This is a genomic window from Rhodococcus sp. APC 3903 (assembly GCF_030407755.1).
Lineage (GTDB): Bacteria > Actinomycetota > Actinomycetes > Mycobacteriales > Mycobacteriaceae > Rhodococcus_F > Rhodococcus_F erythropolis.
Window position 1 is genome coordinate 1 of sequence record NZ_JASDCV010000020.1, and the last position, 14,811, is coordinate 14,811.

Sequence of the window (14,811 nt, forward strand, 5' to 3'; positions counted from 1 at the left end):
GGTGCACTGTAATGGCTGTTCTCAGTGCTGAACGTATCAAGATCACCACGACCAAGTCGCCGCTGTGGTGCACGATCACAATCATCGTCCTAGGGTTGGGCGTCGCCTGGATGATCGGGCGTTCGTCGAGTTCGAGCATTCAGGCGTACAACGACGAAGCCGCATCAGGAACTCCTGATTTCGAGAAGTTCCTCCCCACGTTCAATGAAGCGGGACTGGGAGTTTCCGGCTTCGGCGTCATGGTCCTGATGATCATGGCGGCCCTCGCGATTACCAGCGAATACCGCTTCGGCATCATCCGCACCACCTTCCAGGCAATCCCGAGCCGGGCTTCGGTCCTGATCGCCAAAGCCGGCCTGATCGGCGCCTTCGGCGCGGCGCTGTCTTTCGTTCTCATGCTCGGCGCGGTATTCATCACCAAAGCTGCTGCAGGCTCTGAAGGTTCCACCAATCTGGCACTCGACAACGCCGATGCCTGGCGCGCCGTCTACGGCGTACCGATCTTCGCCTTCCTCTGCGTTGTCCTTGCCATCGCCGTCGGAGCACTCCTCCGGCAATCTGCCGGCGCTATTGCATTGCTCCTGCTCTGGCCGCTGCTCATCGAGAGCCTGTTCGGCATGTTCGGATCCTTCGGTAGAAACGTCACACCGTTCCTCCCGTTCGCCAACGCCGACCACTTCCTCTCTTCGGGTTCGAGCACCAATTTCCATTGGGGCCCTTGGGGAAGCCTGTTCTACTTCGCAGCATTTGTGCTGGTGGTTTTCGGAATCAGCATCGCCGTCGTCAACAAGCGCGACGCCTGACCTAACACCAAGACTGGCCGTACCGGAGATGTTCCGGTGCGGCCAGTTTCTTGTTGCCACAACCGCGGTCCACAGAAGTTAGGATAGGCTCACTTCCATCTGATTCGGCAACGAACTGAGGCAACGGACAGCGATGCAGACTCTGACAACCCAGACTATTTCCACTCCGGGCACCGAAATGCGTGTGTGGCGCACGCCGGCGCTCGATCGGAAATGCATCGTCTTCCTGCATGGCGCCGGAGTTGATCATCGAATGTTCGACGACCAGGTCGCGGAACTCGCGGGCGCCTATTCCCTGGTGCTGCCCGACCTACGCGGTCAAGGGCTGTCGATTCTCGAGGAAGGCCACCGCGCCACTCTCGACACTGTGATCGACGACGTGAAGGTCATGCTCGACTCGCTCGGAATCGATCGTGCAAGCATCGTCGGACACTCGTTCGGCGGAAACATCGCGCAGGAGTTCACCCATCGTCACGCGAATCGAGTAGACAAGCTCGTCATGATCGGCAGCCCTGGCCAGCACCGGGAAATGAGTGGAACCGCTGCCTCGGCGATCAAAATCGGCACGCATTTGTATCGACGGATTCCGTGGGGTCCCTTTGCCTTTTACAGTGGCCGGTGGTCGAGTCGAAATCCCGCAACTCGCAGATACGTTGCAGACTGCATGCTGGCCGCCGGACGGCAGACCTGGCTGGATCTGGGAACAAGCGGGTTCGCGTCACTCTGCCCGGTGGATACGGCACCCCGAAAGGAGACCCTCCTGATGCGGGGAGAGGTCGACATGCCGCGCCAACTCGATCGAATCTACGACGCCCTGAGCGACCAGCTACCGGACCTGATTCGCCGGGTGGTGATCACCGGCGTCGGACATCAATGCACACAGGACAATCCGGAAGAGGTCAACCGCGCGCTGGTCGAGTTCTTGGCAGACTGACCTCACGTGTCAGCGTTCCAGGTGCGCGGCAAGCTCTTTCATCCAATCGAGGAATGCCGGCGGGCCGTCGAACTGGACGCCGTCGACAGCAGCCACTTCCGGTGCAATGTCATCGCCCTTGACCACCAACGCTTCTCCACCCGAGGCAAGGACAGCAGCAAAGGCAGGTAGGTCACCACGGTCGTCGCCCGCGTACGCGACGACGTCGACGCCTGCGGTGGCGATCGCGCGAAGGAGGCCTGTCCCCTTGTCCTCCTCAACGGGTGGACGCAATTCTTCGACCAACTTGCCGGGCTCACGCCGCAACCCGGTCCGGCTCGCGATTTCTGTCGTCGCTGCTTCCACCAGGCGCTGCGCGACCGCTCGATCCGCGGCCCGACGCCAATGCACAGCCACCGCAAGGCCTTTGCTCTCGACGTGGATGCCAGGAACTGACTGAGAGTCGAACAGGCGACGCAGTTCGGCTTCTGCTTCGGCGACGGCATCACTGAACGCAGCGACGGCCGGAAGCACTTCGATTCCGTTCTCCGTCCAGGTCTCGACGCCGTAGGAACCCATGAGAACAACCGAATCCAGACTCAGTCGTTCTCGCAAGAACGACGCCGGCCGTCCCGAGAGCAAGCCCACCACGCCGAAGTGCCTCGACAAAGTCGCGAGCACCTCCTCGGCACCGGGCAGGAGCGCACTGGCCGACGGATCGTCGACGATAGGTGCAAGCACACCGTCGAAATCCATCACCAGTCCACAGCGAGCTGGATCGGACGTGAGTCGGAGGATGACGTCCGAAGCGGTTCGCATGGTTCGAGTGTGCCAAATCGATCGCACCCGCAATACCAACACCGGATCAGAATGTAATCTCTGCCACTTCGTCCAGGTTGTCCGGAAAGCGCAGGGTGAGCCGTGTCCACTCCCCTCCGGCGCCGCTTCTCTCCGATACAGTTCTCACGACGCTTACCAACTGGGGGGTAACGATGAGCGAATTGACTGTCGTCACTGACGACATCCGAAGGTACGGCTCGACGTCGGCCGAAGCTGCAGGACACATCGCGCAGGCCGCCGCCGTCGATCTGGGCGCCAACATCGCGGCAGTCGCACCAGCCGTCGGTCCTGTCGGCATCGAGTTTCTCGCGGCATTCGCGCGCGCCCAGGCAACTCACACCAAAGATGTTGCAGCACTGGCGACCTTCTACGCCGGCAACGCAGCAACGGCGAGTGCAGCCGCTCAGGCCTACGACACCACAGATCTTTCAACCGCGTCAGATCTGGCCGGCATCGCTGGATCGACGGACGTGACCGCGTGAACAGCGATCGCGTGAACAGCGATCGCATCGACACCGATCGCATGAACACCGAAGACGACTCGACGACGGTCCTCGAATTCCTTCAAGGTGGTGCTCCGGCCCCGGCATTGCCGAACAACACGGTCGAATCGATGCTCGCCGGCATACCGGTTCCGGCATTACCCGGAATCGAAGATCTGTTCGCGCCGTTGATCGAACTCGGGAAGAGCCTCGGCACCGGCACTTTTGCCGGCATCGATCCCGTCGGCATCTTCAACCAGGCGTCCACTCTCATCGACCAAGCCATGGGACTGTCCCAAAGCGCGGTCGCCGAGGTGGGCCAGACCTGGAACAGCACCGGCAGCGAAGCCGCGACCGAACTGTCGCGATCCGCCCAGAACAGCGGCGCAGAATTGAGCGAACGCGGAACCGCGATATCGAAAACCGCTGCTGCCGCCGCGGAATCGGTGCAGCGAGGCAACGCGAATCTCGCGGCGATCGCGCAGTCCTTCGCGACCACGGTTGCAGCTGCTGCACCGATCGCGTGGACACCACCAGGACAGGCGATGCTGATTGCCTCCGCAGCCGAACACATGCAGGCAGCCGTCGCGGCGGTGACACAGACTCGCGGGGAAATGCTCGGGCACACCGCTGCCATGAACGCCCTTGCCGGGTCGATCCCCGTGCCGACTCCACCGATCGGTGAGGCTCTCGCCAACCTTGCCACTCCGGAGGCGCTCGCCGACGCCGCCCGTCAGATCGCCCAACCTCTGGCGGCATCAGCCGCGTCGGCATCGCCGCTGTCTGGATCGCAGCTGTCTGGATCGCAGCTGTCTGGATCGCAGCTGTCTGGATCGACCGATGCCGGCGACGCACCGTTATCCGCGCACTCAGGAACCGATGCCGTTCGGACCGCGGCAGCGCAGGCAGGCGCCGGACTTCCGACCGGCGTCGACAAGCTGTGGGGCGCAGGCAATTCATCGACGTCACTCGCAGCCGGCGGGTCGCCGTCGCCGTCGCCCAGTGCGACAGCGAGCTCCGGCGGAGCATGGGTGGGTGGAAGCGGCACTACCGGTGGAACGATGAGAGGCGCAGCGGGAGTTGCTGCAGTTCAACCGGTTCCGGTAGCAACGCCCGGCCTGGGTGCACCATCTTCGGCGGTCGGCAGTAGCGACATATCGCCGGACGGCATGATGGGCGGCGGTCCTCGCGGAACGCGGGACGACGAGTCGTCACGCACGACTCCGGGGTATCTCGTCAGCGCCGGTGACGAAAACTCGATGGTCGACGATCTACCGATGGTGTCACCGCCCGTGCTCGGTGCCGAGAATCCCGATCAGTACCTGTTCCGAGATCTCTGATCGGGACTCCCCGGCCGGGGCGGCATTACAACCTCAAACGAAGCCCAACTCCCGTACCGCCGCACGCTCCTGCTCCAATTCGCTGACGGACAGGTCAATCCGTTCGCGTGAGAAGTCGTCGATCGCGAGATCCGGAACGATAGCGAATTCACCATCGGCACAGGTCACCGGGAAGGACGAGATCAATCCTTCGGGCACCCCGTAGGAACCGTCCGAACAGACGGCCATGGATACCCAGTCGTCCTCGGCCGTTCCGATCACCCAGTCACGGACGTGGTCGATCGACGCGCTGGCCGCACTTGCCGCAGAGGACGATCCACGCGCAGCAATGATGGCGGTGCCTCGCACCTGCACAGTCGGGATGAAATCGTTCCCCACCCAGTCTCGGTCGTTGATCACCGCGAGCGCAGGCTCACCCGCGACGGTCGCGTGGGACAGGTCCGGGTACTGCGTCGCCGAATGGTTTCCCCAGACGGACACCTTGCGCACCGACGACGCACGAACGCCGGTCTTCTTCACCACCTGCGCAATCGCTCGGTTGTGGTCGAGGCGCGTCAGCGCACTGAACCGAGTATCGGGTACATCCGGCGCGTTGTTCATCGCGATGAGAGCGTTGGTGTTGGCCGGGTTTCCGACGACCAGCACCTTGACGTCCGAGGCTGCGTTGTTGTTGATCGCCTTCCCATGCGCTGTGAAAATAGCGCCGTTCGCGCTCAGCAAGTCGGCGCGCTCCATCCCCTTGCTCCGCGGACGTGCACCGACCAGCATCCCGACGTTCGCGCCGGAGAAGGCGACATCGGGATCGTCGGTGATGTCGATGGAGCTCAGCAAGGGGAATGCGCCGTCTTCGAGCTCCATCGCGACGCCTTCGGCAGCGGACACGGCGGCGGGAATCTCGAGCAGTCGAAGTTTGATCGGTACGTCAGCGCCGAGCATCTCCCCCGCAGCTATGCGGAAAAGCATGCCGTAGGCGATCTGACCCGACGCTCCGGTCACCGTGACGGTTACGGGCGCAATACTCATTGCCGACTCCTCACCTGCCGTTTTCACGACTGTCCGTTCTACAACGCTGTAAGAACGGTTTCCACGCTAGTCGAGTAATCCGGCCACTTCGTGGTCCGTCAGTGTGGTTCTCGGCACTCGTCCCTCCGCCGTCACGAGTTCGACGGCGCGGTAGAGCGGACGCTCGGCTAGTCCGGCGCCGCGGGCTTCGGCACGCAACTGTTCGATCAGCACCGAGGACAACGCGGCAGCCGGTACCAACTCACTGGCCGCCAGGGCGTCGGCGAGCTTGCGGAGTGCAAGGATCTCCAATTCGCGCCCGCCCCCTGCCGTGTAGAGCGCGAGCGGTATTCGCACGGTGGACCGACCGTCACCGAGTGTCAGGCTGACCTCGCTGATCCGGCCGGATCGCACCGTCAACGCCGCCGTGAGCACCTCGGCCACGTCGACGTCGTTGGTGCGAAAACCAGCTTGTGCTCGAATCCTGTTGCCATACAGGGTGATATGCCGGCGCAGCGTCATCAGAATCGCCAGTGACGTCGGAACCGCGATGACGGCACCGACGATCACTCCGACCGTCATCGTCGAGAACACACTGACGATCAACCCGACGACCACACCGAAGACCACCACAACAACGGCGAACTTCTTCAGCCGCGGCGCGATCAACGCCACGGGAACCAGATCGAGCGAAACCGGTTCAGCCTCAGTGCTCAACGAGATCCCCGAGCTTGTCGACAACTTGGTCGAGCGGCACCGTCTCCTGCTCACCTGTCGCCAATTGTTTGACAACGACAACGCCCTCTTCGAGCTCGCGCTCGCCGAGAACCAACGCGACTGCGGCGCCCGAGCGATCGGCCGCTTTCATCGAGCCCTTGACGCCACGATTTCCGTACGCCAGGTCGACGCGAATCCCATTGGCACGCAACTGGTGTGCGATCTTCACCAGTGCCGCCTTCGCCTCGGCTCCCATCGGTACACAGAAGACGTCGACACGTGCCGGTGGCGCAACCGACTTACCCTCGGCCTCGAGCGCGAGAACCGTGCGGTCGACGCCGATTCCGAACCCGATCCCCGAGAGCGGCTGTCCGCCCAGCTGTTCCATCAGTCCGTCGTAACGACCACCACCACCGATTCCGGACTGCGCGCCCAGTCCGTCGTGCACGAATTCGAAGGTCGTCTTGGTGTAGTAGTCGAGGCCGCGGACCATGCGCGGGTTGACGACGTAGGGAACTCCCAAGGCGTCGAGGTGCGCTAGTACCTCGTCGAAGTGCGCCTTGCAGCTCTCCGAGAGGTGATCGAGCATGAGCGGTGCGCCGGCCGTCATCTCGCGTACATCTGGGCGCTTGTCGTCGAGCACCCGAAGCGGGTTGATCTCGGCGCGTCGACGTGTGTCTTCGTCGAGCGGAAGTGCAAAGAGAAACTCCTGCAGCAGTTCGCGGTACTGCGGTCGGCAGGTGTCATCGCCGAGAGAGGTGATTTCGAGGCGGAAGCCGTCGAGCCCCAACGACCGGAATCCGGCGTCGGCGATCGCGATGACCTCAGCGTCGAGCGCGGGGTCGTCGATCCCGATGGCCTCGACGCCGACCTGCTGCAACTGGCGGTAGCGACCGGCCTGCGGGCGCTCGTAGCGGAAGAACGGGCCCGCGTAGCTGACCTTGACCGGCAACTGTCCACGATCGAGGCTGTGCTCGATGACGGCACGCATGACGCCGGCGGTTCCCTCGGGACGCAACGTCACCGAACGGTCACCGCGATCGGCGAACGTGTACATCTCTTTGCTGACGACGTCGGTCGACTCACCGACACCGCGCGCGAACAGGCCGGTGTCCTCGAAGATCGGCAATTCGATGTGGCCGTACCCGGCCAACCTGGCGGCGCGCGTCAAACCGTCACGAACGGCGACGAATTCGGCTGACTGCGGCGGAACGTAGTCCGGAATTCCCTTGGGTGCAGAGAAGGTGCTGGCTTTACTCACGAGAGGTACTTTTCCTTATTTCTGTGCGCTGAGTCCAACGAGAAACGGGTTCGAGCTTCGCTCGGCGCCGATCGAACTGTTGCCACCGTGCCCGGGCAGGACCACTGTCTCGTCACCGAGTACCAGTAGCTTGCGGGCGATCGAAGCGAGCAACTGCTCGTGATTTCCGCCTGGCAGGTCGCTGCGCCCGATGGAACCCTGGAACAGGGTGTCACCGGTGAACGCCAAGTCCACGGGCCCGCTCTCGGTGTTCGCCTGGGTGCGGAACACCACCGATCCCTGCGTGTGCCCGGGTGTGTGGTCCACCACGAACGTCATTCCGGCCTCGGTGATCTTGTCTCCGTCGCTCAGTTCGATCACCTCGTCCGGCTCCACGAACGTCATGCCCTGAATGAATTCCTTCATCGTCGGGCCGATCCCCCGTGCCGGATCGCTGAGCATGTAGCAATCCTCGGGATGGATGTAGGCGGGCACGGAGTACCGCTCACAGACCTCGCGGGCCGACCACACATGATCGAGGTGACCGTGGGTCAGAAGTACTGCATTGACCGACATGTCCTTGGAGTCGAGATATTCGAAGAGCGGCTCGGCTGCATCCTGACCCGGATCGACGACTACGCATTCGCACGCGTCGTCCTGAGCGAGTATGTAGCAGTTGGTTTGGAACATCCCGGCCGGAAAACCAGTGACGAGCACGGGGGCAACTCCTCTTCGAAGGGTGGAAACGAACAACACGCTGTCGGTTACAGCCTAAGCTGCTGCCCCGCCAGTAAGTTCTCAGGTTGCAATGGGAGACTCTGACGACGAGTAGAGCCGCTTGCCGAAGCCGACCCCAGGGTGTCGCTCGGCGGGCCGACCACGATCCACCCGCGATACGGAGGACTACAGCAGTGCCGAGTAACGAGCAACGCCGCGAGGCGGCGAAACGCAAGCTCGAGCGTCAGCTCGAACGTCGCGCAGAACGTGCCCGCAAGCGCAAGCAGATGACGATAGCCGGAACTGCGCTCGGCGTGGTCGTCGTAGTCGGTGTCGTCGGTGGACTCATCTGGTTCAGCAATCGCAGTGACGACGACGCGAACACCACCAACACTGCTGCCGACGATTCGAGCCTCACGCCGCAGACCGCGGGTGCAATGCCGGCCGGTCTGTCGACGCCGCTGGCCGACACGGTTTCCTGCTCGTACCCGGCTGACGGCGCTACCGCGTCCAAGGCCAACAACCCTCCTCGTACCGACGGGATTCCCACCACCGCGCCGGACGCGACGCCGAGCATCAGCGTCGAGACCTCGCAGGGAAACATCGGGCTCACGCTCGACGGAACGAAGTCTCCGTGCACGGTCAACAGCTTCGTGAGCTTGGCGCAGCAGGATTACTTCAACGACACCACCTGCCACCGCATGACGACGAGCCCCTCGCTCCAGGTGCTGCAGTGCGGTGACCCGTCGGGCACCGGCTCCGGCGGACCGGGCTACGGATTCGACAACGAGTTCCCCACCACGGCGTACGCCACCACCGACCCGGCAGCGCAAGAGCCAGTCACCTACGCGCGCGGCACGGTTGCGATGGCCAACACCGGGACACCCGGTAGCAACGGCAGCCAGTTCTTCCTCGTCTACGGCGACTCACAACTCCCGCCGCAGTACACGGTTTTCGGCACGATCGACGAGACCGGTCTCGCCACTTTGGACAAGGTCGCGGCCGGCGGATCGACACCAGAGGGTGACGGCAAGCCGAATCTGACCACCGACATCAAGACAGTAAGGCTCGACTGATGCGACGTAATCCTGTGATGCGCTTTCCTGTAGTTATTGCCGCTGCAAGCGCCGCAGCGCTGCTTCTGGCTGGTTGTTCCAGTGATTCCGGTAGCTCGGACTCGCCGTCCAGCACCTCCAAGGCGAAGACGACAACGGCTGCCATGCCGCCGCTCGACATGTCACAGTTCGACGCACTCCCGCCTGTCCCGACTCCGGCGTCGGCGACTGTCGACTGCTCGTACCCGAGCGCGGCGGGCGCTGCAAAGACCGTCAATCCGCCGAACTCCACGGGCGTGTCCACCGAGGGAACCGTCAACGTCGCGCTCACGACTACGGCCGGCCCGATCGGGATGGAACTGAACCGGGCAGAAGCCCCATGCACGGTCAACAGCATCGTGAGCTTGACCGAGCAGAAGTATTTCGACGACACCCCGTGCCATCGACTGGTCACCACACCCGGTCTTCAGATCCTGCAGTGCGGCGATCCCTCGGGCAAGGGCACGGGCGGACCGGGCTACGGATTCGACAACGAGTACCCGACCACTGCGTACTCCGCTAACGATCCGGCGCTCTCCTTGCCTGCCGTCTACCCCCGCGGCACGCTCGCAATGGCCAACTCGGGTGCACCGGGCAGCAACGGCAGCCAGTTCTTCCTCGTCTACGAGGATTCGGTCTTGCCGCCCAACTACACGGTCTTCGGAAAGATCGACGACGCCGGCCTGGCGACGATCGAGAAGATCGCAGCCGACGGCGACGACGGAGGCATGGGCGCAACCGGTGGCGGCGCACCCAACACCCCAATCACCATCGAGACTGCAGTAGTCGCCTAACCGACTGTGCGCCTTTATTAACCGCCCGCGGTTAATAAAGGCGCACAGCAGTTTACGAAGCAGAGGTCACGCGGTAGACGTCGTAGACGCCTTCCACATTGCGAACCACGTTGAGCACATGACCCAAGTGCTTCGGGTCGCCCATCTCGAAGGTGAACTTGCTGATCGCCACTCGGTCACCTGAGGTGGTGACCGAGGCCGACAGAATGTTAACTTTCTCGTCGGCCAACGCCTTGGTGACGTCGGAAAGCAACCGATGACGATCGAGCGCCTCGATCTGGATCGCGACCAGGAACACCGACGTCGCTGAGGGCGCCCATTCGACGTCGATGATTCGCTCGGACTGATCGTGGAGCGAGTTGGCGTTGGTGCAGTCGGTACGGTGCACGCTGACCGCCCCGCCGCGCGTGACGAAGCCCAGAATCGAATCGCCCGGAACCGGCGTGCAACACTTTGCGAGTTTTGCCACCGTGCCGGGTGCTCCGGGAACCAGAATTCCGGAGTCGCCCGTGCTGCGGGTGCGCACCGGCATGGTCGACGGCGTCGAACGCTCGGCCAGTTCCTCCTCGACGGCGCCGACGCCGCCCAGATGAGCAACCAGTCGCTGCACGACGTGGTGCGCCGACACCTGGCTCTCGCCTACAGCCGTGTACAACGCCGAGACGTCGGGATAGCGAAGTTCATGCGCGATCGTGCTCATCGATTCGGCATTCATCAACCGCTGCAACGGAAGTCCCACACGGCGGACTTCCTTCGCGATCTGATCCTTGCCGGACTCGAGCGCCTCTTCGCGGCGTTCCTTCGCGAACCACTGACGGATCTTCGCCTTGGCACGCGGCGAGACGACAAACGTCTGCCAATCTCGGCTCGGCCCGGCGGTGGCAGCCTTCGACGTGAAGACCTCCACCACTTCGCCGTTTTCGAGAGTTCGTTCCAGCGCGACCAACCGGCCGTTGACCCTGGCACCGATGCATCGGTGCCCGACCTCGGTGTGCACCGCATACGCGAAATCGACGGGAGTCGATCCGGCAGGCAACGTGATCACGTCACCCTTTGGCGTGAAGACGAAGATCTCCTTGACCGCGAGGTCGTAACGCAACGATTCGAGGAACTCCCCCGGATCGGCCGCTTCACGTTGCCAGTCGAGTAGCTGACGCATCCACGCCATGTCGTCGACCTCGGCGATGTCGCCCGCGTGCTTGCCCTTGGTCTCCTTGTACCGCCAGTGCGCGGCGATACCGAACTCCGCGGTCCGGTGCATGTCCTGGGTCCGGATCTGGACCTCCAGGGGCTTGCCTTCCGGTCCCACGACGGTGGTGTGCAGCGACTGGTAGACGCCGTAGCGCGGCTGTGCGATGTAGTCCTTGAAGCGTCCGGCCATCGGCTGCCACAGTGAGTGGACAACGCCGACCGCGGCGTAACAGTCACGCACTTCTTCACACAGGATGCGGACGCCGACCAGATCGTGGATGTCGTCGAAATCGCGGCCCTTGACGATCATCTTCTGATAGATCGACCAGTAATGCTTGGGCCTGCCTTCGACGATGGCGTTGATCCGCGAGGCGGACAGGGTCGAGTTGATCTCGGCGCGAACCTTGGCCAGATAGGTGTCACGAGAAGGCGCGCGATCGGCGACCAGTCGAACGATCTCGTCATACTTCTTCGGGTGCAAGATGGCGAATGAGAGGTCCTCGAGTTCCCACTTGACGGTCGCCATTCCAAGTCGATGTGCAAGTGGCGCAATGACTTCGAGAGTCTCTCGCGCCTTACGTGCCTGCTTTTCTGGCGGCAGGAATCGCATCGTGCGCATGTTGTGCAGACGATCCGCGACCTTGATCACGAGCACGCGCGGGTCCCGCGCCATCGCGATGATCATCTTGCGGATGGTTTCGCCCTCGGCGGCTGTGCCCAGAACGACCTTGTCGAGTTTGGTGACGCCGTCGACGAGGTGAGCGACCTCGTCACCGAAGTCCTTGGTCAACTCTTCGAGTGAGTACCCGGTGTCCTCGACGGTGTCGTGCAGCAGGGCTGCGACGAGGGTGGTGGTGTCCATACCCAACTCGGCCAGAATGCTTGCGACGGCCAACGGATGCGTGATGTACGGATCGCCGGACTTGCGACGCTGGCTCGAATGTCTGTCCTCGGCGACGTCGTACGCACGCTGGAGCAGCGCGAGGTCGGCCTTCGGATACAGCTCACGGTGGAGGCTGACCAACGGCTCGAGCACCGGGCGGATGGTGGCGTTGCGCTGACCGGTGATGCGCCGAGCAAGCCGAGCGCGCACCCTACGGGAGGCGGAAGCGGGCACGGCCAGGTTCTGCCCACCCCGATTGCCGGCAGTTTGCGCAGATCCCGAATCGTCGGGCACCGCGGACTTCGATGGTGTCGTCTCCGGAGCCGGATGTGCACCCGTCTCCTGCGACACTGCACCCGAGTTCTGTGATCGATCAAGATTCGACGTCATGTCGCCACCTCCTACCACCGAGTTGGTTGAGGCAACCGCCCTGCATCGGGTAATTGCCCTGGAGGTCTAACTCGACCCCCAGGAGACAACTTTAATACTCAGACCTTCACCAGGGATGTCAGTGGGTACTTCAAGAAGCGATCTCGACCGCGCAGTTCCTCGATCTCGAGCACCACTGCGACGCCGACGACGTTCGCTCCACCCAACTCAACCAACTGTACAGCCGCCTCGAGTGTCCCTCCGGTAGCCAGAACGTCGTCGATCAACAGAACATTCCGCCCGGTGAGATCGAAGCCGTTTGCGGGGATCTCGAGAGTCGAGGATCCGTACTCGAGGCTGTACGAACGAGAGAGTACCGGCGGCGGCAGTTTGCCGACCTTCCGCACGGCCACCACCCCAGCACCCATCTTCGCAGCCGCGCCGGCACCGAGCAGGAACCCGCGAGCATCGACGGCGGCAATCGTGTCGGCGTCCGGAGCACAGGCGACAAGGGCGTCGAGCACGGCCCCGAACCCCTCGGCGTCGGCGAACACCGGAGTCAGATCGGCGAACCGAACCCCGGGCCCGGGAAAGTTGTCCGCCCAGCGGGTCAGCCGAACAACGGCGTCTCCGGCAGCCCGGTGGATTGCGATCAATTCTTCAGGCGTGTGCAAGGCAACACCATTCGAGACGCTCATCTGCGTAATACCCATCTGTCCATGTTCCAGCCGGTAGCGGCCCGAGTCGGATTGACCAACACTGCCGACATGCCTGGAGCTACAGCGACAGTTCGTAGTTGATTGAACAGTGGAATCGTAGGCACCTGGGTCCACAGGATGTTCTCCGCCTCCACCGAGAGCCCCAATTGCGCACTGGTGCTCGCATCCACGTTCAACTGATCGATGATCTGATCGATCCGTGCATTTCCGTACGTACCGAGGTTTGCGCCGTTGCCCGATCGCAACGCTCCGCGCGCGTCGATCATGCTCGCTGTTCCGCCTGCCCCGACTTTGCCTGCCATGCCGGAAAGCACAGCGTCGACTCCCCCGGACTGCAGACTCGCAGGATCGAAGCTGTCGGTACTCGCGTCCTCGATCGTAATTCCCGCCGGAGCACACGCGGCTTTCGCTTCAGAGACGATCTGCGCCCGCACCGGGTCCGGTGCGAGGTACCCGACCCGGACGGTCAACTGGTCGAGATCGGCTTCCGACAACGACGTCTTCGCGGCATCGACGTCGGCATTGGCGTACCGGTCACCGTCGACCGCAGCGGCGTCGCTGTACACGAGTGAATCCGGCGCCATCAGTCGCGAATCGACCACGCCGGAACCCAGACCAGCCTGCGGCGCATTCTCCGTCTGCCCGAACTTCTCGAACAGAGTTGTCCGCGGAACACAATGCGCGAACGCTCGACGGGCGGCTTCGTCGCCCAGCGAACCAGACGTCGCGAGAACGAACTGCTCGATCGACCGCGACGGAATCTGTTGGAGGTCGAACCCGGACGGAGTACCGAGCTCGCCGGCCGACCCGGAAGCGACGTCGACGACCTCGATCGAGTTCTTGTCGAGATCCTCGGTCAGATTCACACCACGTGGCCAGACGACGATGCGATCGGTCGCGGGCTTGTTGCCCCACCACCGCTCGTTCGCGACCAGCACCAGGCCGTCGTCGGCGCTGTACGAGTCGATTCGATACGGACCAGCGGAAGGCAGTACGGAGGTGTCCACCTGACCTGGAGTCAGGTTCCACCCGGTGTTCCAGAAGTCGGCGATCTTCGACAACGCGTCGGTGTCACCGGCATTCACCGCGCTCACCACGTCGCCGACTCCGGCGCGCTGCGTCACGATGTGTGAAGGCATCAATGCAGTCGCACCGAACAACGACCGCCAATCGGTGAACGATCGCCCGGGCTTGAAGAAGACAGTCGCGTCCTTCGACCCGCTCTGGCAGTCGATCCGGTCGATGTCCGCGTAACCGAGATTGTTCGCCGTGTCGAACATGGGCTTCGCAGCACCATCGACGTCTTTGGTGAACTTGCCACTCGACGCCGCCCAGGTGAGGACCAGATCGTCACAGGACATCGGAATCCCGTCGGAGTACACCGACGCCGGATTGAGCTTGTACGAGACCGTGAGCACGTCACCGGGCAACTCCGACGCCGTTCCGATGTCGGTGTCCGACACAGGTGCTCCGGCCGGGCCGGTGAACGTGAAGCCGGGAAGCACCCGGCCGAACGCGGCCATCGCCCCGGACACCGATCCAGCTGTCGTGTTGGCGTTGTACGTGGAGATGGAGTTGTCGATGGCATATCCGATGGACGGAACCTGCTCGGCGCTTTCCGAGCAGGCCGCCAACGAACCGGCAGCCACAGCGGTGGCCGCAACGAACGCCATCGATCGAACCAGTGTGCGTGTTCTTGGGAGCATG

At 63.1% G+C, this 14,811-nt stretch carries 14 protein-coding genes; 6 read left to right on the forward strand and 8 right to left on the reverse strand.

The window, feature by feature from the left end:
• The first annotated feature begins 11 nt into the window (after positions 1-11).
• Together QMA15_RS24695 and QMA15_RS24700 are read left to right on the forward strand one after the other, a co-directional pair.
• On the forward strand, positions 12-803 hold the full coding sequence (locus tag QMA15_RS24695; protein ID WP_019748317.1) for an ABC transporter permease: 792 nt from the start codon (positions 12-14) through the stop codon (positions 801-803).
• Between the two features lie 133 nt (positions 804-936).
• Entirely contained in the window at positions 937-1,737 is an 801-nt protein-coding gene (locus QMA15_RS24700; RefSeq protein WP_256065643.1) for an alpha/beta hydrolase, read from the forward strand.
• 9 nt (positions 1,738-1,746) lie between these two features.
• On the opposite strand, the gene otsB is transcribed toward QMA15_RS24700, so the two are convergent.
• Positions 1,747-2,535 (reverse strand): trehalose-phosphatase, encoded by a 789-nt coding sequence (otsB, locus tag QMA15_RS24705; protein ID WP_019748315.1) that lies wholly within the window; start codon positions 2,533-2,535, stop codon positions 1,747-1,749.
• A 173-nt stretch (positions 2,536-2,708) separates the two neighbouring features.
• Between otsB and QMA15_RS24710 the strand changes: the two genes are divergently transcribed.
• Together QMA15_RS24710 and QMA15_RS24715 are read left to right on the forward strand one after the other, a co-directional pair.
• Positions 2,709-3,038 (forward strand): type VII secretion target, encoded by a 330-nt coding sequence (locus QMA15_RS24710; RefSeq protein WP_029255293.1) that lies wholly within the window; start codon positions 2,709-2,711, stop codon positions 3,036-3,038.
• Positions 3,035-4,378 carry a hypothetical protein gene (locus tag QMA15_RS24715; protein WP_290287062.1) on the forward strand — a complete coding sequence of 448 codons (1,344 nt, stop codon included), beginning with the start codon at positions 3,035-3,037 and terminating at the stop codon, positions 4,376-4,378. Before QMA15_RS24710 ends, QMA15_RS24715 begins: the two co-directional genes overlap by 4 nt.
• Positions 4,379-4,411: 33 nt before the next feature.
• On the opposite strand, the gene QMA15_RS24720 is transcribed toward QMA15_RS24715, so the two are convergent.
• The 4 genes from QMA15_RS24720 to QMA15_RS24735 all read right to left on the reverse strand — a co-directional run bounded on the left by QMA15_RS24720 (position 4,412) and on the right by QMA15_RS24735 (position 8,054).
• The gene (locus QMA15_RS24720) at positions 4,412-5,401 is read right to left on the reverse strand and encodes a malate dehydrogenase (RefSeq protein ID WP_279163844.1); all 990 of its coding nucleotides are present in this window, start codon (positions 5,399-5,401) and stop codon (positions 4,412-4,414) included.
• 66 nt (positions 5,402-5,467) lie between these two features.
• Positions 5,468-6,097 (reverse strand): hypothetical protein, encoded by a 630-nt coding sequence (locus QMA15_RS24725; RefSeq protein ID WP_047888379.1) that lies wholly within the window; start codon positions 6,095-6,097, stop codon positions 5,468-5,470.
• Positions 6,087-7,358: a histidine--tRNA ligase gene (gene hisS, locus QMA15_RS24730; RefSeq protein WP_019748310.1), complete on the reverse strand. Its 1,272-nt coding sequence runs from the start codon at positions 7,356-7,358 to the stop codon at positions 6,087-6,089. The genes QMA15_RS24725 and hisS overlap by 11 nt, the downstream gene beginning before the upstream one ends.
• 15 nt (positions 7,359-7,373) lie before the next feature.
• Positions 7,374-8,054, reverse strand: coding sequence for an MBL fold metallo-hydrolase (locus tag QMA15_RS24735; protein ID WP_279163843.1), 681 nt, complete (start codon positions 8,052-8,054; stop codon positions 7,374-7,376).
• 194 nt (positions 8,055-8,248) lie between these two features.
• Here QMA15_RS24735 and QMA15_RS24740 point away from each other — a divergent pair, with 194 nt between their 5' ends.
• Complete coding sequence (locus tag QMA15_RS24740; protein WP_070796917.1) at positions 8,249-9,130, forward strand: peptidylprolyl isomerase; 882 nt, start codon at positions 8,249-8,251, stop codon at positions 9,128-9,130.
• Positions 9,131-9,147: 17 nt separating this feature from the next.
• Positions 9,148-9,942 (forward strand): peptidylprolyl isomerase, encoded by a 795-nt coding sequence (locus QMA15_RS24745; protein ID WP_021344164.1) that lies wholly within the window; start codon positions 9,148-9,150, stop codon positions 9,940-9,942.
• A 52-nt stretch (positions 9,943-9,994) separates the two neighbouring features.
• On the opposite strand, the gene QMA15_RS24750 is transcribed toward QMA15_RS24745, so the two are convergent.
• The 3 genes from QMA15_RS24750 to QMA15_RS24760 form a co-directional block, all read right to left on the reverse strand.
• Positions 9,995-12,406, reverse strand: a complete 2,412-nt coding sequence (locus QMA15_RS24750; RefSeq protein ID WP_020969534.1) for a RelA/SpoT family protein — start codon at positions 12,404-12,406, stop codon at positions 9,995-9,997.
• A 98-nt stretch (positions 12,407-12,504) separates the two neighbouring features.
• A complete protein-coding gene (locus QMA15_RS24755; RefSeq protein ID WP_290287068.1) occupies positions 12,505-13,038 on the reverse strand; it encodes an adenine phosphoribosyltransferase in 534 nt (177 codons plus the stop codon).
• Between the two features lie 41 nt (positions 13,039-13,079).
• Positions 13,080-14,810 (reverse strand): ABC transporter substrate-binding protein, encoded by a 1,731-nt coding sequence (locus QMA15_RS24760; protein WP_279163842.1) that lies wholly within the window; start codon positions 14,808-14,810, stop codon positions 13,080-13,082.
• Position 14,811 lies beyond the last annotated feature (1 nt).

Excerpts from the sequence above, each read along its gene's own strand:
- QMA15_RS24745 (WP_021344164.1), top strand. The coding sequence starts at position 9,148 with ATGCGCTTTCCTGTAGTTATTGCCGCTGCAAGCGCCGCAGCGCTGCTT.
- QMA15_RS24720 (WP_279163844.1), bottom strand. The coding sequence starts at position 5,401 with ATGAGTATTGCGCCCGTAACCGTCACGGTGACCGGAGCGTCGGGTCAG.
- QMA15_RS24750 (WP_020969534.1), bottom strand. The coding sequence starts at position 12,406 with ATGACGTCGAATCTTGATCGATCACAGAACTCGGGTGCAGTGTCGCAG.
- QMA15_RS24760 (WP_279163842.1), bottom strand. The coding sequence starts at position 14,810 with ATGCTCCCAAGAACACGCACACTGGTTCGATCGATGGCGTTCGTTGCG.
- QMA15_RS24695 (WP_019748317.1), top strand. The coding sequence starts at position 12 with ATGGCTGTTCTCAGTGCTGAACGTATCAAGATCACCACGACCAAGTCG.
- QMA15_RS24710 (WP_029255293.1), top strand. The coding sequence starts at position 2,709 with ATGAGCGAATTGACTGTCGTCACTGACGACATCCGAAGGTACGGCTCG.
- otsB (WP_019748315.1), bottom strand. The coding sequence starts at position 2,535 with ATGCGAACCGCTTCGGACGTCATCCTCCGACTCACGTCCGATCCAGCT.
- QMA15_RS24700 (WP_256065643.1), top strand. The coding sequence starts at position 937 with ATGCAGACTCTGACAACCCAGACTATTTCCACTCCGGGCACCGAAATG.